Source organism: Nitrospira sp. ND1 (assembly GCF_900170025.1).
Taxonomy (GTDB): Bacteria; Nitrospirota; Nitrospiria; order Nitrospirales; family Nitrospiraceae; genus Nitrospira_A.
The window spans coordinates 86,048-104,938 of the sequence record NZ_FWEX01000005.1; the positions used below are offsets into that span (position 1 = coordinate 86,048).

An 18,891-nucleotide genomic window follows, 5' to 3' on the forward strand; every position below is an offset into this window, starting at 1 on the left:
CCTGGTGTGGAGGGGTGACGGAGCGGCCGAACGTGCCGGTCTTGAAAACCGGAGATGGGGTAACCTATCCGCGAGTTCAAATCTCGCCCCCTCCGCCATATTTCAATAGTGGCTGTAACGCAAGCCGAATTGCGAGCAAAGTCGGTCACGGATTCCATGGGCCAGATTTTTTGACAAGCGACCCCACTTCCGCACGGTTAGTGACCTCTGATCTTCATCGCATAGCACGAGGGCTCCTGACCGCAAATTGCAGGCTGCGGGTCGTTGAGAGTCACGGGAATTCGTTCCGGTGCATCTGCGAGTCGGCCAGCCTCCATCCATCGGTACTGTGTCACCTTGCATCCGCCGAATGACAAGCGTTTCACTCGAACAAACCTCTCACACTTTCATACCTATCTTTTCCCACTGAGCAGTTTCCGGATACTGAACATTCCACGCACGACAGATATTGCCTAGGATCGCCCCATGCTCGACCTCGTCGGATTGGGTATCCTCGCAGGAGTCGTTCCGGTTTACCTGGGCATCACGGCGGCCTTGGTGCTTCGTCGTGCCCTTCCCCGGACGTGGGAAGCCGGCCTGATCGGGCTCTCCACCGGGGTACTGATCTATCTCTTCTTCGACTTGATGCACGAAGCGGTGGAATTGATGGGAGTGCGCGATCCCTTCTCGTGGCTGCTGTTTCTGGGCAGCCTGTTTCTCAGCTTTGTCGGCCTAGTCCACCTCGAAAAACATCAATTCCTCAAAGGACGGCACGCCGACCAGGCACTGACACTTCCGTTTGTCATCGCGGCGGGCATGGGTCTTCACAACCTGGGTGAAGGACTCGCGATCGGAACCAGTTACGCCGGAGGAGAATGGGCCTTGAGCGGACTCCTCGTGGCTGGTTTCGCCCTCCACAATGGAACCGAAGGATTCGGCATTGTCGGGGCGGCGGGGCAATCTCCGATTCCTCCGCGCACGGTCGTGTTACTCGGCTTGACCGGTGGCGCGCCTACATGTATCGGAACGGTCCTAAGTGGACTCATCGTGTCGCCCTACCTTTCTCTCGTCTGGTATGCGTTAGCCGCCGGATCGCTCTTATATGTCGTGTTTGCATTGGTGGCGATGACATACACGAGCTCCCGCAAGGTCCATATGGCCTATGGTGTCTGGACGGGTATTGCACTTATGGCGCTGACGGCCATGTTTCTGACATTAGTCGGCGGACATCGCTCCTAATCCTCCGCTCCGTTCCGGACAAATTTTCAAACGATCACTCGGTGGCCTGACGCTTTGCTCCACAGCCCGCTTGACATGTTTTTCAAAATTGTGATATTGAGAATCGTACTCAATAACGAGATAGTCTCTGCCAGTACTCTCAGCAGAGGCCCGAGGAATTTAATTCCCAGAGCCCACGGTCATACGATCGCGGGCTTTTTATTTTTTGTGGGGGAAATTATGCACCAAGACCGCCGGGCACGAACTATCGATACATCCATCATCGGCATCGTCTCATCTGGGAGCCCTCCGCTTTCAATCGAAGCGTCACGGCAACGGCCATTGCACAGCCTGCGGACCAAGCCACAACCTTTCTGGCCGACGCCACAGATCACGCCTCTCAATTCCGTTACCCCGGCGGCACGCTTGTCGGCCCTGCTGTCCAAGCGCAGCGGGGATCGCCTGACGTTGAAGGAACTCTCCACTCTCCTGGGGTACTCGGAGAAATACACCTCCGAGATCTTTCGCAAGTATATGGGGCTCTCCTTTTCCGAATACCTCAAGCAACTGCATCTCGCCAAAGCAACGAAACTCCTCAGCGACCAGAGCCTGACCATCGCCCAGATTGCGGAATCGGTGGGATTCAGCGACGCGTTCGCGTTCAGCCACTTCTTCAAACGAGCCATCGGATGTTCGCCGAGCGAATTTCGAAAACAACAGACGCCGGAAGCAGGTTTGAGATGAACGACAAACGCGAGTCTCTGGCGCGAATGGGAGGATGGCTGGTTTCGCTGACCCTGCATGGCCTGAGTCTCGGGACGGCGTTGGTCCTCGCGGCTGAATTCTCCATTCTCCCGGAGCCGCGCCCCTTCCGCTGGGAAGTTACAATGGTGAGCGCGCCGGCGTTGCAACCTGTCGCAGCGGACGTACCCACCCCCTTTTCCGCATCGTCCGTCTCCCCTTCCGTCATGCCGAGGGACAAGTCTCCACGGCAGGTCCGGTCCCGTCCGAACGCCGCCAATACCGAAGCGGCTCGACCGCTGGAGGCTCATTCCGGAATCGTCTCACCTACGCAAGATGGATTCGTCCGGCCACAGGACACAGAGACCCCCTCCGTGGCCATCGACAGTGCCTCGCCTGTCCTTCATACCCCATCAACGGACCTCACGTCCGACGAATCAGTGCACGAGGCGCCTCAAACCACACGTGTAGATCTTCCAATCACCACCACGGAGCCGTCTGAAGTACCGCCCCCGACCGTCGATGCAGCCGAAGTATCCCTCACGACCTCCATGCCTTCCATTCGCGAATCGATCCGGCTCGTCAACCGCCCGACGCCTCGCGCCCGCGAGGCCACCGTCTCACGGATACTCCATGCCGATTACGGATGGCTCGCCGAAATGTTGTTCGCAAAGGTCGAACAGAGCAAACGTTACCCAACATTCGCCAAAAGCCGTCGCTGGCAGGGCAATGTCATGCTTCAAGCCGTGATCCATGAAGACGGCAGCATCAGCGACATTACGATCGTCACGCCATCGGGCCACTCGATTCTCGATCTCGACGCGATCGCCCTGCTCGAACAAGCGTCTCCGGTCCAGTTGAAGTATCCACTCGGTCAATCCCATGTTGTCGTCCACATCCCCATCGGCTATCGCCTGGAATAGGATCCATCATGCAGAATGAACATACACTTCCCTGTCTCACTGCCTTCGAAGAACATCACAACGATCTCTTGAGGTTCTTCACCCACAAGCTCGGCTGCCGTGATCTCGCCGCCGATTGCACTCAGGATACCTACATGCACCTCGTGCGCATGAGGCCTTCAATCGATGTGCAAAACCCGCGAGCCTTCCTTTTTCGGGTCGCGGCCAATCTCGCGGTAGACAATCTGCGAAAACTTCGCACCCGTCGGGGGGCGCTCAGCATCGAACCGCCCCCTGAAGAAACAGCCAGTCCGGCCCCGTCGGCCGAGGATACCTTGGACGCCAAGCAGCGGGTCGCCCAATTGGAAGTCGCCATGCGCGAACTGTCGCCCAAATGCCGGCGGGCCTTGCTGCTCAACAGGTTGGAAGGGAAAACACACCGGGAAATCGCCGACAGTCTGAAGGTGTCCGAGAGTATGGTCGCGAAATATATCGTCCAAGCCTTGCGGCACTGCCGCGCCCGCTTGCATCCGGAGGAATCCACCAGATAATCCTAACTGTTGAAAGCCGAGCGCCATCCGTCTTATAGAGTAGCGTACATCGACCAGTATCCCGTTCAGGGGCAGTCGTGTGCACAATGGTATGATGGATGCCTGACTCGACACCTCCAGATGCCTCCTCTCCACTGATCGACGAAGCCCTCGCTTGGTTGGTCCGCATCCATTCCGGTCACGCCTCCGATGAAGAGCGCCTGGCGTGCACTGCCTGGCGGACGCAAAGTTCCGCCCACCAACTCGCCTACGCAGAGGCGGAAATCCTATGGCGGGATATCGGCTTGCTGCCGAATGGCGATTGCGCCGGTTCGGCCGACCTGACGGCATCGATGCCGCACGGCACGCTCCCGCGTGCACGACGCATGATCAAGTGGGGACTGGCCGCTTGTGTTTTACTCGCCGCCGGTTGGCTCTCATGGGGAATCGTTCAAGAACGACTCGACCTCGCGTCAGCCGATTACCGCACCGCAGTGGGGGAACAACGACACGTCAAGCTTGAGGACGGGAGTCGTATTTATCTCAACACCGATACTGCGGTGGCCGTCGCCTTCACTGCGCAGCAGCGAACGATCCGGCTGCTCACCGGAGAAGCCAGTTTCACCGTCACTCCCGAGACAGTACGGCCGTTCACGGTACAGAGCGGAGATGTGAGCACCCGCGCGCTCGGAACGAGCTTTCTGGTTCAGCGCCACCAAAATGCCATCACCGTGACCGTCACGGAGCATGCCGTTCAGGTATCGGCAACGGACGGCCGCCAGGTTCCCGCAGCGGTGGTCCGGCAAAGCGAGCAGATCTCCTACAGTGCCGAGGCCGGACTGGGTAGGGCCCACGCCATCGACTCCAATGCCATCGCCGCCTGGCAACGTGGGAAAATGATCTTCGAAGCCCAGCCGCTGGCCGCAGTCGTCGAAGAGCTCAACCGATACCGAGCCGGGCGCATTATGATTCTGAACCCGGCGCTTCGCTCACTGAACGTGACAGGTGTGTTCGACATTGGCGACCCGAATGCCGCGCTCCGAATGATTGAACAGACGTTGCGAATTCACGACACCACCCTGACGCCCTACCTCGTCCTCTTGCACTAACAGACACCGCAGTTTTCCTGAGACGTCATCCATCCACTTCGCAATTAGACGCTGTCCTCCGTCATCCCCTTCAAGTTTTTTTTCAACGCACACGATTTCGATTACAAGTTTTTCGGCCCGATCCGTCTTTACCTAATGAAACGCCGAGTGCGCGTCGCTCGGCCCGTGCCCGGATACGTGCGCTTATTCATACCGGACTAATAGAGGGGGAATGATGCATCTCTCATGGCAAGTCGTCGTCACACTCTCCGTATCGGCCGTTCTGGTGCATACGGCCGGAAACCTGGCTGAAGCGCGAAGCGAGCGTCTCACCACATCGAACAACAGTCCCCTTCTCCTTGCGCAGGCCACAGGGGCTGCTGAGACATCAGACTCGGTGGACTTCAATATTCCACCACAGGCCTTGGGGTCCGCCATCACCGCGTTCGGCGATCAAGCCAACTATCGTCTCTTGCTGCCATCCGACCTGGCTGAAGGAAGGAGCACCAGCGGTGTCAGCGGTCGTCATACTCCGGAGGAGGCCTTGGCGCTGATGCTCGCCGGAACCGGCCTTAGCTATCGAATGACCGAGGCCCGAACGATGACGTTGGAACCCGTGGCGGAAACGCCCTTGCCTCTCGCTCCGCTGAGCCAAGAGCCAGCGCCGCCCAACCCCAACACCCAAATTCAAGCGGTACCCAAGCCGGTGAAAGTGCCGGAAATCGTTGTGAAGGAAGTCGAAGATCGAGGGTATGCCGTCGACGAATCCTCTTCGGCCACGCGTATTCCCGCTCCGATCCATGACACACCACGCTCCGTGGAGGTCGTGACCCGACAGGTGTTGGACGATCAAAAAGTGATTCGTTTCAGTGAAGCCCTCCGGAACGTCAGCGGCGTCTCGCAGTCCAGCACGCAAGGCGGACAAGGCGGTACCTTCATGATTCGAGGCTTTGCCTCCGATCTGAACGTCTTCAAAAACGGCTTCCGGGACGACAGTACCTTCAGTGCCCGTGCGCAACGCGACATCATCAACATCGAGAGCGTCGAAGTCGTGAAAGGTCCGCCGTCCTACCTGTACGGCCGCTCTGATCCCGGCGGAGTCATCAACCAGGTCACAAAGGCTCCGTTGAGAAATCCCTACTATTCCGCAGAGATGATCGTCGGCAGTTACGGACTGTACCGCCCCACGATCGACATCGGTGGTCCCCTGAACGAGAGCAAGACGCTCACCTACCGGTTCAACGGCATGTATGAATCGGCGGAGAGTTATCGGGATGGCGTGAAGACCGAACGTATCTTCCTCGCCCCGACCTTCGGTTGGGAAATGAGTTCACGGACGACGTTGCGGTTCGAAGCCGAATACATGTACGACCGCGCGCCTATCGATCGAGGGCTCGTCGCCATCGGCAACGGGGTCGCTCCGATACCGGTCTCGCGCTTCTTGGGTGATCCCTCCCGCAAGCTGGAGACCCATCATGGGAAGGCGACCATTACTCTGTGGCATGACATCAGCAATATGTTCCGGTGGCGAACCGCGTTCAGAACCGCCGTCACCAGCAGCCGCTATTCCAGCCTTGAATCCAACTTCCTGGTCGGAGCCGAGAGCGACGGCATCTTGAATCTGGCAAGGTATGAGATTCCGACGACGGTCCAGAGCCACTACTTGCAGAATGAACTCCATGGCAACTTCACGACCGGCTCGATCAAACATAAAACGATCATCGGAATCGAACTCGGCCGAGAAAACTCATCTGCCACGGCCTCGGGGGATTTCGGCGGCGACACGAGCACGCCGGGCGCGTTCAGCTATATCAATATATTCAATACCAACGACCGGTTATTCTTGAATCCGGCCCTCACGAAATTCAGTGACGCCAGCACACAGAACAACATCCTGGGTGCGTACTTCGGCGACCAAGTCGACCTGTTGGATAACCTGCATGTGCACTTCGGCGGACGGTTCGACCTCTTCGATCAAACCATTACGAATCATCCCGACGATTTTACCGCCACCAGCAGCCAAAACAACAAAACCGATTCGGCCTTCAGTCCCTCAGTCGGTGTGGCCTATCAACCCTGGAAGCCGATTACCCTCTTTGCCAACTATACGGAGTCTTTCGCGCCGCAAAGCGCAGGTTCCAGGAGCATCAACGGCAACCTGTTCAATCCGGAACGCGGCAAGTCCTATGAGGGCGGCATCAAATATCAGGCGTTCGGAGGACGGTTACGTTCGACGGTCGCGCTCTTCGATACCAGGAAGAAGAATGTGCTCACGGCCGATCCGCTCAACGGCTTTTTCTTCTCCGTTGCGACGGGAGAACAACGCAGCAAAGGCGTGGAGTTCGACATCGCGGGCCAGATCCTGCCCGGATGGGACATCATTGCAAACTATGCCTACATCGACGCGCGTGTGACCAAGGATCTCCTGTTCGCCGAGGGAAGCCGGGCGCCGAACAGCGCCTTGCACCAGGGAAGTTTGTGGACGACCTATTTTTTCCAGGAAGGTGTCGTGCAGGGTTTCGGCGCCGGTATCGGGATGTACGCACAGGGAAAGCGAAACGGAATTTTCCAGTGTCAGGATCCCGCCAATTGCCAAGCACCATTCGAGATGGCCGGGTATGTCCGCATGGACGCCGCGCTCTACTATCGGAAGCAGGAAGTCTTCAACAAGACCAACCTGTTGGCAGCCATCAATTTCACCAACGTTCTCGACCATCGCTATTTCAGCGGTGCGCAAAACTTCCGTGAGATCGTGTACACAGGCACGCCGTTTACAGCCATCGGATCCCTCAAGTTCGAGTTTCACTGACCTCGTCGCCCTTCCGACTGCCGCAACCGCAACAGGGGAGTCTCACATCGAGACTCCCCTCCTCCTTTCATGATCCCCCGGGCCGGCTCACAGACACAGGCAATCCTCGGGCCGCAGCTCACCCCAGAGCCGCCGCGACGAAGCACGTCATCAGTCTGGTTATTTCACGGAATCAGAGGACGGACAGGTGAGGTATTTCTTGAACTTTGAGAGGGGAAAGAGCACCAGCTCTCCGCAGCGATGGCACTTCACGACCACTCCTCGCTTCTCGAGCCGAGCCGTGAGTCTGCCACAGAGACACCGTATGTCTTTCCCCGTCGGAGAGACTGCCACTTTATTCACCATGGTTGGTTTCTACCCACGCAGGCGGTCACTGCCCCTTCTTATTAGGACGCATGAGCGACACAAAACCTTACCCTCTGGCTCCCTGTCTCCGGACCGATCCGCCCTTGCCCTCCTTGTGGCTCCAAGGTGTGGTTTCAGGCTGGTCACGCGTCTTATTAAAAAGGGGCTCATGCTGTTCGCCACAGGCGCGAATCTCCTGCACCGGCCGCCGAGGGAGACCGGAGACAGACAATGATCGTCAGCCAGCTACAACCCGTGCGCGTGCCTTCAAACACGTCCCGTCCGCAGACTTCCGCGCCCCCAGCGGTCGCGGCCTTGCCCCAGCCTGCCCGTAAGGTCTGGCGAAAGGTGTGGCTAAACCTGCACCTCTATATCGGCTTGTTGGGCGGCGCGCTCTTCGTGCTGACGAGCCTCACTGGCAGCCTGTTGGTGTTCTACAAGACGGTCGACGAATGGATGAATCCCGAACAACTCGTGCGGACGGCAGGAGCCGATCTCCCGCTGAATCAGATCGTGGCGGCAGCCCAAGCTGCGCATCCGGACTGGTCCGTGCCCGACAGTCTCATCTTTCCACTCCACGAGAAAGACAGCTTCCACGCCTGGTTCAAAGTTCCAAGTCACGGCGCCGACCGCGACGACTGGCGGGTTGTAACGATCGATCCTTCCAGCGGCCGCACGCTGAGCGACCGGCAATGGGGCTCCTACTTCGTCTCATTCGTCTATGAACTCCACCAAGGCCTCCTCCTGGGGAAAGTGGGCGAGAGCTTCGTCGGCATCCTGGCACTGTTCCTCCTCCTCTCCATCGCAACCGGACTCTACCTCTGGTGGCCCGCGTCGGGAAAAATGCGTCGTGCCCTGTCCTTTCAAGGAGGTGGCAGCCCCGTCCGACGACAGTACGACCTCCACAAGCTCAGCGGCCTTGGCTCTGCCCTCGTGCTCAGCCTGTTGGCCGCCACAGGATTCTATCTGGAGTTTTCGGACGCCGTGATCTCGACGGTGCGCTGGGTGTCTCCCGTGCAAGACACTTCGCCCCAGGCCGAACCGCACTCGGACCTACGAGACGGAGCAGCAGCAATTCTCCCCGATCAGGCCGTCGCCATCGCCAGGGCCACCCTTCCTGATGCTCGCGTCATGTGGCTGGGCCTGCCCCACGACGCGCGTGACACCTTCGCAGTCGGACTGCGGCAACCGGGGGAAGTGCGTCAGGCGGGAGGGCAAAGCGAAGTCTGGATCGATCAATACAGCGGCGCGGTCCTGCGAGTGCAGGCTTGGCAGCACTTCACCGGTGGGGAAATGTTTCTCGCCTGGCTCTTCCCGCTTCACAACGGCGAAGCGTTCGGCCTGACCGGACGCTGGCTCGTGTGCGTCACAGGTTTCATGCCGTTGATCCTGTACGTGACGGCGTTACGTATGTGGTGGCTGAAGAGAACCGCACGATTGCGGCAGCGAAGCAGATAACGGGCGGTGCCGGCGTGGAACGCCGGCAGACGACGCTCACGCCATGGCCGGTGATGCCGGTTGAGAGCGGCAACCGGCACAGAGCCCGTACAATTCGAGATTCCGGCCGGTGAGATGGAAACCGTTCGCTGAGGCGACCTGCTGCCGCAACCCTTCGATGGCCGGGTCTTCAAACTCGACGATATGACCGCAGCCTGTGCAGATCAGATGATCGTGGTCTCCTTTCGCTGAAATGTTGTCATACTGCGTTTCTTCGCCGAAGCGTCGCGTCTGCGCGAACCCGTTGTCACACAACACCCGCATCGTCCGGTAAATCGTATTCAGCGGGGCCCGGCGCCCGTTTCGATTGAGGACGCCGTACAAGCTGCGGATGGTGATGTGATCCTGTTTGAGAAAGGCCATGACAATCTGTTCCCGCTGTGGACTCCATCTCAAACGGGAACGCCCCAGGCTCGCCCGAACCCGGTCGAGCGTTTCTTGAGTCACGAGGACTCGCTTTCCGGACACAGTATTCGGAAGTGCCGATTTCCTGACTGCAGCAGTTGCACGATTCACCTGTCGCCCCCCTTCGCTCGTCCAGTCCTTGTTGAGTAAGACGTATGCGGGGGCTTCGACCACACCCTGATATTCGGCTCCATCCAAATGCACCTGGAAATCGAACATTCCCTTTTGCGTCTGCCCGCCACTACTATCCAACCGCCGCGAATCACGATCGCACAACCCTGTTCTGCGACGGAACCATACTGAATGGAAGCACGTACCCACCTGGAAATGTCGACGCTGATCCGAGATCACGGCCACGACCTGCAGCAATTCCTGACTCGCCGCCTGGGCTGCACGGAAACCGCCAAGGACCTGGTCCAGGATACGTTTGTTCGCCTGCTGCAGAACAGGTCCGGCGAGATCCTCACCAATCCGCGTGCCTTTCTCTTTCGCATCGCCACGAATCTCGTCATCGACCACCATCGTCGGCGACAATACCGCGAGACCGTGACGCTCGACGATCCTGAACGCCCGATCGACCAGGCAGATCCCGCGCCCTCGATTGAAACCGTCGTCTGGTCGAAACAGCAGGTCGCGCGCCTGAAACAGGCGATCGAGGAACTGCCTCCCAAGTGCCGGCAGGTGTTTGTGCTCATCAAGTTTCACCACTTGAGCCATGCCGAGGTGGCCGTCAAGCTGGGCATTTCCCAAAGCACCGTCGTCAAACACATGGTCAAGGCGGTGGACTTTTGCAGAAGCCGACTCCAGGATTTGTCATCCTGAACGTCCCGCCCGAATGGATGTTCTCCCCGCCTCGCTCGTCTACTGTTAGTGGGAACCTGTCGAACCGGAAGATGACAGGGCAACGGGCGACGCGCTACCATGATCACCCCAATGGACACACCAGAACGCGACAGGCTCGCCTCGACCGCATCCGAGTGGCTGGTACGGATGGAGTCCGGCACGATCACGGCCGCCGAGCGGCTGCGCTTCGCTGAATGGCTCTCCTCCGATCCTTCCCATCGAGATGCCTATCGGGAGGCCGAGCGATTCTGGCACGGGCTGGACCGTTTGAATCCCGACGACATCCGCGAGTTCGTTCGGTACCTTACAGAGGACACGATCACGGATCCGCGGGGAACATCCCGCTCTTGGCGGCGTGTCGCGGCGCTGGCGGCAAGCCTCGTGCTCGTCGCAGGCATCGGTCTCTGGATCACGACTGCCTGGTTGCCGTTCGGCGATTACCGCACGGCGGTGGGAGAAGTGCGAACGGTCACCCTGGCGGATGGATCGATCGTACAACTGAATACGGATACGGCATTGTCCGTGTCGATCACGGAACATGGACGGCGGCTGACGCTCCATCGGGGAGAAGCGTTCTTCACCGTCGCGCCGGATGCGGCTCGCCCCTTTGAGGTCGAAGCCGGCAGGGGCGCGATCCGGGCGTTGGGAACGGCGTTCAACGTGAGAACAGGCTCCGATCGCACCACCGTCACGGTCACCGAACACGGCATCCGGATCCGCTTGGGGAAAGAGACGTCCGCGGAAGTTCACGCGGGAGAACGCCTTCGGTATCGGCCGGATGGATGGATCGATCCGATCGAAACGGCGGACATGGATCGCGCACTGGCCTGGCGCCACCATCGCCTGATCTTCGAGAACCAACCCTTACCGGAAGTCCTCGCCGAATTGGCACGATACCGTTCAGGCCGGCTCGTCATCCTCCGGGATGAATCCCTGAAAACCCTGCCCGTCACCGGCTCGTTCGACACCGAGCGATTGGATCACCTCCTGCCCGCCATCGAAGAAAGCCTTCCCGTCCGGATCGTCTCGTTCGCCGATCGCGTCATCCTCCTGTATCGGGGCCTCCCCAAGAAATCCTGAAATTTTCTTCGAGCACTAGACCTTTCCTCCCTCCCGTCCGTCGTAGTGAATGGGCCGTGAAGACGGCCGCATCACCCATCGCACCACGACGGAAAGGACCAAGCAATGTTCGGAACCATCACGACGCTGTGCACTCGTCGGCAAACCCAGTCCCGACCGGGCACCTGCACCTCGATTCACGTACTGCTCTGCAGCCTTCTCCTGATGCTTGCAAGCCATGGCTCCTTCGTCCACGCGCAAGAGCCGTCTTCCACGGTCTCGCGATCCTTTGCGATTGCCCCGCAGCCTCTCTCTTCCGCCCTGCTTCAGTTTTCGGACGCGACGCAGATCGAAGTGCTGTTCGATGCGACCATCGCCCGCGACCTCCAGACGCAAGGCGTCTCGGGAGACTATGCCCCGGAGGAGGCCCTGCGCATGCTGTTACAGGACACAGGCCTCTCCTATCGCACCACGAGCGCCGGGAGCGTCACACTCGAGCAGGCCGCCGGCCTCCCGATCGTGCCGGCTCCGACGGTTCAAAGTCCGCCGACAGAACCCACGCCTCAGGCTGTGTCGCGCCCCGCCGCTCAGAAGTCGGTGAAGGTCCCGGAGATCGTGGTGAAGGACGTCCGTGAGCGCGACGACGATGCCCAGACCTATATCGCCGAGGAATCCACCACGGCCACCAGGACCGATACGCCGATTCGCGACGTGCCGCAGTCGATTCAGGTCATCACGCGCAAGGTCATCGAAGAACAGCGCACCTTCCGGCTCCAGAACACGTTGGAGAACGTGTCCGGCATCAACGCCACGGAGTCCGCGGCCTCCCTCTACGACTCGCTCATCATTCGGGGCTTCAGCGCGACGGATCGTAGTTACTTTCGCAACGGCTTGCTGGATCCCTTCGCCCAATTCACCGCCTCCGACACATACAATATCCGCCGGCTTGAAGTCCTGAAGGGTCCGGCCGCCGTCCTCTACGGGCAGGGAGATCCTGGCGGTGTGATCAACATCGTGACGAACAAACCCCTGCCGAATGCAGGCTATTCAGCCAATGTCACGTTAGGAAACTTCAACTTCTACCGATCCGAGCTTGATGCCACCGGCCCGCTCAATGCCGATAAGACCGTCTTGTATCGATTAAACGTAGCCGGGCAGAAAGCCGGCAGTTTTATCGACTATGCCAATCGCGATCTCGCGGCCATCGCGCCGAGCATCACCTGGCTGATGAGCTCACGGACCACGCTGACCGTCGAGGCCGATTATCTCAGACGGTGGAGCAACGACCCCTACGGCCTGCCGGCTCAAGGGACCATTCTCCCCAACCTCAACGGGCCCATTCCGCGCAACCGTTCCGTGACCCTCGGCGACTTCAGTACGTTCAACCGCACGTCGTATCGCTTCGGATATGACCTCACCCATCAGTTCAACGACAAATGGTCCATTCGCAATGCGTTCAGACATACCATCGTGGAGGACGACAAAAATAATCTATACGCAGGCGGATTCTTTCTGGAACCGGACGAGCGCACGTTCCAAAGATTTCAGGTGTTGCAACCGGCCGTGGCCCGCCGGCACGCCAATTCGATGGTAACCAACGTGGTAGGCCATATTCGCTTTCTGGAGATGGACCATACGCTGTTGACCGGTGTCGAATTGCGGCAGGAGAAGACCGATCAATTCATCTTCACCTCGGGCTCGGCCCCGCCCTTGGATCTCTTCGCGCCGAACTACTCACTCAGCCCGTTGCCGTTCGACGGAGACCGGGTCAGTTTCCAGGCCGACAACAAGACCGCGGCGTTCTATGTGCAGGACCAGATCACCCTTCTGCCGAACCTGAAATTCATGGGCGGCTTACGTTTCGACTATGTGCATCAATCGACGCAATCGACCACGGCAAGTCATGCGTCGGACAACCATGCAGTCAGCCCGCGACTGGGACTGGTCTATCAACCCATCGAACCCATTTCGCTCTATACGTCCTGGACCAAGGGGTTTCAGCCGAGTTCCCCCTCATCCTTCAACCCCAACGGTAATCTGTTCAAGCCGGAACGGTCGACACAATACGAGGTCGGTATGAAAACGTTCCTCTTCGACAACCGCGTGTCGGCTACCCTCGCCTGGTTCCACCTAACCCGTGAAAATCTACTCACGCCCAACCCTGATCCGGCGCTGGCGCTGCAAGGCTTCTCTGTCCAGACAGGTGAACAACGCAGTCAGGGCGTGGAATTGGACGTGACCGCCCAAATCACCCCGGGGTGGAACATGATCACCGGCTATGCCTATACCGACGCCGAGGTGACCAAGGATAACGATCTGTCACTGGTGGCGAAACGACTGGCCAACGTGCCCTACAACAAGTTCACCCTCTGGTCGACGTACCATTTTCAGGAAGGTCCGCTGCAGGGATTCGGATTCGGCGGAGGGCTGTTCGCCTATAGCAGTCGCAATTCCACGATTTTCGAAGGGCAAGTGGACATGCCCGGCTACATCAGAGCCGATGCAGCCCTGTACTACAATCGGGATCTGCAGAAGGGCAACTGGCTGGGAGCGAAAGGAGTGAACGTCGCACTCAATATCCGCAACCTTCTGGATCAGCGATACGTCGCCACCTCTTACAACGGCTCGTCGCAGTTCTTCTTCGGCGAACCCCGGACGGTGCTAGCGACCGTGGGGCTGCGGTTCTGACCTCGTCCCGGTACGGAATACAGAAGGCGGGCCACCGGTGTTATCCCGTGGTCCGCCTTACCTGCCATCGCCGGGGAAACAACGAACGATTCTCTGAAAAGGAATTCTATGCATTACCTCGCACTCCTGGTCCTCCTCCTGTCCGGCTGCGTCGAAGGCCGATGGGTTCATCCGGAGAATACCGCAGACCAAACCGCACAGGACTGGGAACACTGCAAGGCGGAGGTGCTCTCGGGGCAGGAACATAACAAAGAAACCCTGGCAGGCGGCATCAACCTCAGCGGCTGCATGCATGGCAAAGGGTATTCCTACGTTGAAGACCGCCAGCCGCAGGCCGGAGCCGACACCTCGACGCATCGCTGACGGCATCGGTCTGCACGAACGGATACGCCACCGCCTGGCACTCCCGATCGGTCGTTCCTCTTCAGATACAGCCTCTCTCCTCATCGCCAAATGGGCCGAGCAGAAAGACCCTCTGCTTCCTGCCTGGAGGTTGGGTTTTTCAGCTCTCGCCCGTCACCCTTTTCCAGGAACAACGCACAACATTCAGGAGTGTAGACATGGCCCTTGTGGGCCAGGCCCCTTATGATGCGCTCGGCGCTCAGGCAACCGAGCAAGGACCTGCCTCAACCATGGAATCCAATCCGACCAATCGCACACTGGGCGCATACACCGGATACTATCGGGAACTTCTAAGCTTCCTGACGGCCCAGCTGCGTTGTCCGCACGAAGCGGCGGACCTGGTGCAGGAAACCTTCGCCAGACTTCTCGCGCTCGATAACCCGGACGTGGTCCGCCAGCCACGGGCGTTTCTCTATCGCATTGCCCGCAACCTCGCCATCGACTCGAGCCGGAAAGTTTCCGTCCGCAATCGTTTCCTGATCGATCTCAGCGAACTGGAGGAAGCCCCATCCGCCGCTCCGCTGCCGGATTATCTGCTCGAGGGGAATCAGCTCAGACGCGCACTGGATCAGACCATCACTGAAATGCCGCCTCGCCGGCGGGATGTCTTTCTGCTCTACCGCTTCGCAGGGTTGAAGCAGGCGGAGATTGCCGAACGACTCGGCATCTCGACCTCGATGGTGGAGCGACACTTGATGAAAGCCATGGCGCAATGCAGACAACGATTGCAGTCACACCTGTGACATCTCTACCACCAGCCAAAGGCCTTGATCGGTCATGACCGATTCGTTGCCTCCATCTCGACGAACTGCAGCCGAGGACGCCATCCGATGGTTTCTCCGCCTGCGTGAACCGGGCTGTTCTGCCGAGGACACAGGGCTCTTCGAACAATGGCTGGCCTCCGACCCTGCCCACCACGCAGAGTACCTGGCGGTACAGGCGACGTGGAAACACGTGGATGCCGTTGCGACTCGACCCAGTCCCGAATTGCAATTCCACCTCGCCCACGCGATGACCATCCAGGTGAAATCGCAGAGAGAACATCGAGGCAGGATCCTCAGGCAATTGACAGCGTTGGCGGCGATGCTCCTTCTGGTGAGCGGAACCCTGTGGTGGTGGTCCTTCGCGGTCACCGAAAGCACATACCGCACGGCCAAAGGCAGGCAACAGACCGTCACCCTCTCCGATGGCACGATCCTGGATCTCAATACCGAGAGCAGCGTCACGGTACGAATGTGGGGCCGGGGACGCCAGGTGATCCTCCACACCGGCGAGGCCTATTTTACGGTCGCCAAAGATCCGGCCCGGCCGTTCGAAGTCGTCGCACTCAACGGGCACATCCGCGACATCGGCACGCAGTTTGCGGTCTACCGGCAGGCCGAGCGCGTACTGGTAGCCGTCGAGAGCGGAGCGGTCGGCGTGGCTCTTCCCTCCACAGACAACGGCGCTTCACAAACCCATGTCCTGAGCCCTGGAGAACGAGCCACATACACCACCGCAGGCGAGTGGTTGCTGCTCGATCATGTCGACCCGCGACGGATCGCCGCCTGGCGGCAAGGCACCCTCCGGTTCGACCGGATCCCATTGCGCGACGCCATCCGGGAAATCGAGCGCTACTGGACTGGACGAATTCTCCTGGCCGATCCTGCCCTGGGGGCCATCTCCGTCAGCGGGGTGTTCGACCACCGGAAGCTCGAAGAATTTTTTACAGCGCTGCCGACCATCATCCCGGTTCACGTCACACATCGCGACGGGAACATGATCCTCAGTGCGCCGGTGTCGTCCGTGCGTCCGTAGTAATCCCCGATAATTTCACGTGAACAGGTTGGGAAGTCGACCCTTCGCGCGTCTTCTGTACAGATTGGGAAGAACGTTCACCACCACAGCACTGCGCGGGGGAGCACGATGATGATCGCGAGAACATGCGATGCCGTATCAGACACGGAAACCACGATATGCCGGTGGTTATGCACACTCGTTCAAATCTTGCCGGCCATAGTCGCGATGACAATCCTCGCCGCTGCACAGGCCTCGGCTCAAGATGCGGTGTGGTCGTTCGACATTCCCTCCCAATCGTTGCCTGCGGCGTTGGATGCCTTTGCGGAACAGGCGCATGTGCAGATGTTGTATAAGGCCGACAGCGTGCGGGATCTGCAGTCCGCGCCGGTCTCGGGGCAATTGTCGCCCGAACAGGCGCTGCACCACCTTCTGCAAGGCACGGGGTTGTCGTTTCAGTCCGGTGGTCCGAACACCATCACAGTCGTGACCCCGCCTGCAGAACCGAATCACGAAAGCGCGCCGCCGGCGAGGGATCGCCCTCGCACGGAGAAACCGCTCAAAGTGCCCGAGATCCTGGTGAAGGACGTACAGGAGCGAGAGGGCGATGTGTCCTATGTGGCGGAGGGCACGAAAACCGCCACAAAAACCGACATCCCGCTGATCGAAACACCCCAGTCCATCAGCGTGATCACGCGCAGTCGCATGGTAGCCCAGGAGGTCAACTCGGTCGCGGAGGCGCTGCGCTACACGCCGGGTGTACAGGCCGAGCCGTTCGGCTTCGAGCCCCGCTTTACATTCCTGAGATTTCGTGGATTCGACGCCACACAGAACGGATTGTTTCGGGACGGTCTGCAGCTACGCAACCCCGGCTTCGCGGTCAGCTACAATCTTGAACCCTACGGCGCGGAAGAGATCGACGTGCTGCGCGGCCCGGCCTCATTTCTCTATGGGCAGGGAAGCCCCGGCGGATTGTTGAACTACATCACCAAGCGACCGACCCGGGAATCGTTGCACGAAGTGCAGTTCTTGACGGGAAACTTCGGCCGTCACGAAGGCCGGTTCGACTTCGGCGGCAAGCTGAATGACAGCGACGTGTTGTCCTTCCGGTTGACCGGCCTGTTTCGCGAAAGCGGCACGCAGCTCGATCAGGTGCCGAACGATCGCATCTACATTGCGCCCGCTGTCACCTGGCAGGCGGCGGCACGAACGCAGATCACGTTTTCGGCCCATTTTCAAAAAGATCAGCTCGGGTCTTCGCAGGCCTTGCCGGCCGAAGGCTCACTGCGCTTCAATTCTAACGGCAGAATCCCGGTATCCCGGTTCACCGGACATCCCGATATCGAAAAGCAAAATAGAACGGAATCCTCCTTGGGGTATGAGGTGCGACACGGCCTCGCGCCGGACTGGGATGTGGTCCACAAGCTCCGCTACAGTTCCACCGAGCTCGACGGCCTGACCACTTACAGCAACAGTTTCGGCACGGACAAACGCACCGTCTCGCGATTCGCCTACGGGTCGCTCGGCAAACTGAATGCGTTGACCATCGACAATCAGGTGCATGGGAAATTCTCCACCGGTCCGTTTCAGCATCAAGTGCTGGGAGGACTGGACTTCCAGCGGATCACCGTAGACTTGCGGCAAACCTTCGGAGCGGCGACCGATGTCGATATTTTCAATCGTTACGATTATGGGGCCCCTTTTGCGTTGCCTCCCGTGTTTCTGAATCAGCGGGTCACTCAGCTTCAAACCGGCGTCTATTTGCAAGATCAGGTCAAGCTCTATGACCATTGGCTGTTGACGCTCGGCGGCCGGCACGATTGGGCGAGCGATGAGACGCAAGACCGAATGACGGGGGCGCCGAGCAGGAGTCAGGCAGATCGCAAAGCCACCGGCCGCGCCGCTCTGACCTATCTGTTCGACAACGGCCTGGCTCCCTACATCAGCTATTCGACCTTTTTTCTTCCGGCGATCGGCGTGAACTCAAATGGACAGGCCTTCACGCCGGAAACGGGCCGTCAGTACGAACTGGGTATCAAGTATCAAATTCCCAGGACACGCACTCTCTTGACCGCCGCACTGTTCGACCTAACGCGCGAAAACTTCATCCAGACCGACCCGAGCGCCTTTCTCCAGGTACAGCGGGGAAAAGCCCGTTCGCGAGGTCTGGAGTTGGAAGGGGTGGCAAGTTTCGACTCCGGGCTGGACGTCATCGCTTCGTTTACCCTACTGGACAACGAAGTCAGGGAGACCGCCAACCCGCTCGAAAAGGGAAAACGGCTGCCGCAGACACCCGGGCAATTCGGGTCATTATGGGTGAAATACACGTTCTCCGGCGGGAGCCTGAAGGGGTTCGGGATCGGCGGCGGAGCGCGGTATACCGGGTATACCTACGGCGATGAAGCCAACACCTTTCGCGTCCCCAGCTATGTCGTGGGGGACGCCGCCATCGACTACACCTGGAAGCATTATCGGTTCGCGCTGAACTTCAACAACATTTTCAATCAAGATCAATTCGGCTGTTTCGACCGGAGCGGCAGTTTCTTTTGCACCTTCGGCGAACGGCGCACTGTGGTGGGAAGCGTCACCTATCGATGGTAAACGCAGCA

The 18,891-nt window shown here is 59.2% G+C and carries 15 protein-coding genes and 1 tRNA gene; 15 read left to right on the top strand and 1 reads right to left on the bottom strand.

The window, feature by feature from the left end; genetic code table 11:
- The first annotated feature begins 8 nt into the window (after window positions 1-8).
- The 8 genes from NSND_RS00630 to NSND_RS00665 all read left to right on the top strand — a co-directional run bounded on the left by NSND_RS00630 (window position 9) and on the right by NSND_RS00665 (window position 9,070).
- A tRNA-Ser gene (locus tag NSND_RS00630) sits at window positions 9-98 on the top strand.
- A gap of 367 nt (window positions 99-465) precedes the next feature.
- On the top strand, window positions 466-1,218 hold the full coding sequence (locus NSND_RS00635) for a ZIP family metal transporter (protein WP_080877132.1): 753 nt from the start codon (window positions 466-468) through the stop codon (window positions 1,216-1,218).
- Between the two features lie 219 nt (window positions 1,219-1,437).
- Window positions 1,438-1,941, top strand: a complete 504-nt coding sequence (locus NSND_RS00640; RefSeq protein ID WP_159450556.1) for a helix-turn-helix domain-containing protein — start codon at window positions 1,438-1,440, stop codon at window positions 1,939-1,941.
- Window positions 1,938-2,861, top strand: coding sequence for an energy transducer TonB (locus NSND_RS00645; protein ID WP_159450557.1), 924 nt, complete (start codon window positions 1,938-1,940; stop codon window positions 2,859-2,861). Before NSND_RS00640 ends, NSND_RS00645 begins: the two co-directional genes overlap by 4 nt.
- Window positions 2,862-2,869: 8 nt before the next feature.
- Window positions 2,870-3,391, top strand: a complete 522-nt coding sequence (locus NSND_RS00650) for an RNA polymerase sigma factor (RefSeq protein ID WP_080877134.1) — start codon at window positions 2,870-2,872, stop codon at window positions 3,389-3,391.
- Window positions 3,392-3,489: 98 nt separating this feature from the next.
- Window positions 3,490-4,479, top strand: a complete 990-nt coding sequence (locus NSND_RS00655; RefSeq protein WP_080877135.1) for a FecR family protein — start codon at window positions 3,490-3,492, stop codon at window positions 4,477-4,479.
- 211 nt (window positions 4,480-4,690) lie between these two features.
- The gene (locus NSND_RS00660) at window positions 4,691-7,267 is read left to right on the top strand and encodes a TonB-dependent siderophore receptor (RefSeq protein WP_080877136.1); all 2,577 of its coding nucleotides are present in this window, start codon (window positions 4,691-4,693) and stop codon (window positions 7,265-7,267) included.
- A gap of 693 nt (window positions 7,268-7,960) precedes the next feature.
- A complete protein-coding gene (locus NSND_RS00665) occupies window positions 7,961-9,070 on the top strand; it encodes a PepSY-associated TM helix domain-containing protein (RefSeq protein WP_235000124.1) in 1,110 nt (369 codons plus the stop codon).
- Between the two features lie 36 nt (window positions 9,071-9,106).
- Here NSND_RS00665 and NSND_RS00670 read toward each other — a convergent pair whose 3' ends face one another.
- Window positions 9,107-9,733 (bottom strand): Fur family transcriptional regulator, encoded by a 627-nt coding sequence (locus NSND_RS00670; protein ID WP_235000125.1) that lies wholly within the window; start codon window positions 9,731-9,733, stop codon window positions 9,107-9,109.
- 84 nt (window positions 9,734-9,817) lie between these two features.
- On the opposite strand from NSND_RS00670, the gene NSND_RS00675 reads away from it, so the two are divergent.
- From NSND_RS00675 to NSND_RS00705, 7 genes are all read left to right on the top strand, one after another.
- Entirely contained in the window at window positions 9,818-10,336 is a 519-nt protein-coding gene (locus tag NSND_RS00675) for an RNA polymerase sigma factor (protein ID WP_080877138.1), read from the top strand.
- A gap of 111 nt (window positions 10,337-10,447) precedes the next feature.
- A complete protein-coding gene (locus NSND_RS00680; RefSeq protein ID WP_159450558.1) occupies window positions 10,448-11,437 on the top strand; it encodes a FecR family protein in 990 nt (329 codons plus the stop codon).
- Window positions 11,438-11,542: 105 nt separating this feature from the next.
- Complete coding sequence (locus NSND_RS00685) at window positions 11,543-14,104, top strand: TonB-dependent siderophore receptor (protein ID WP_080877140.1); 2,562 nt, start codon at window positions 11,543-11,545, stop codon at window positions 14,102-14,104.
- A gap of 108 nt (window positions 14,105-14,212) precedes the next feature.
- Window positions 14,213-14,467 (top strand): hypothetical protein, encoded by a 255-nt coding sequence (locus tag NSND_RS00690; protein ID WP_080877141.1) that lies wholly within the window; start codon window positions 14,213-14,215, stop codon window positions 14,465-14,467.
- Window positions 14,468-14,664: 197 nt separating this feature from the next.
- Window positions 14,665-15,249 carry an RNA polymerase sigma factor gene (locus NSND_RS00695; protein WP_080877142.1) on the top strand — a complete coding sequence of 195 codons (585 nt, stop codon included), beginning with the start codon at window positions 14,665-14,667 and terminating at the stop codon, window positions 15,247-15,249.
- Between the two features lie 34 nt (window positions 15,250-15,283).
- Complete coding sequence (locus NSND_RS00700) at window positions 15,284-16,303, top strand: FecR family protein (RefSeq protein ID WP_080877143.1); 1,020 nt, start codon at window positions 15,284-15,286, stop codon at window positions 16,301-16,303.
- Between the two features lie 207 nt (window positions 16,304-16,510).
- On the top strand, window positions 16,511-18,883 hold the full coding sequence (locus NSND_RS00705) for a TonB-dependent siderophore receptor (RefSeq protein WP_159450559.1): 2,373 nt from the start codon (window positions 16,511-16,513) through the stop codon (window positions 18,881-18,883).
- Window positions 18,884-18,891: the final 8 nt, after the last annotated feature.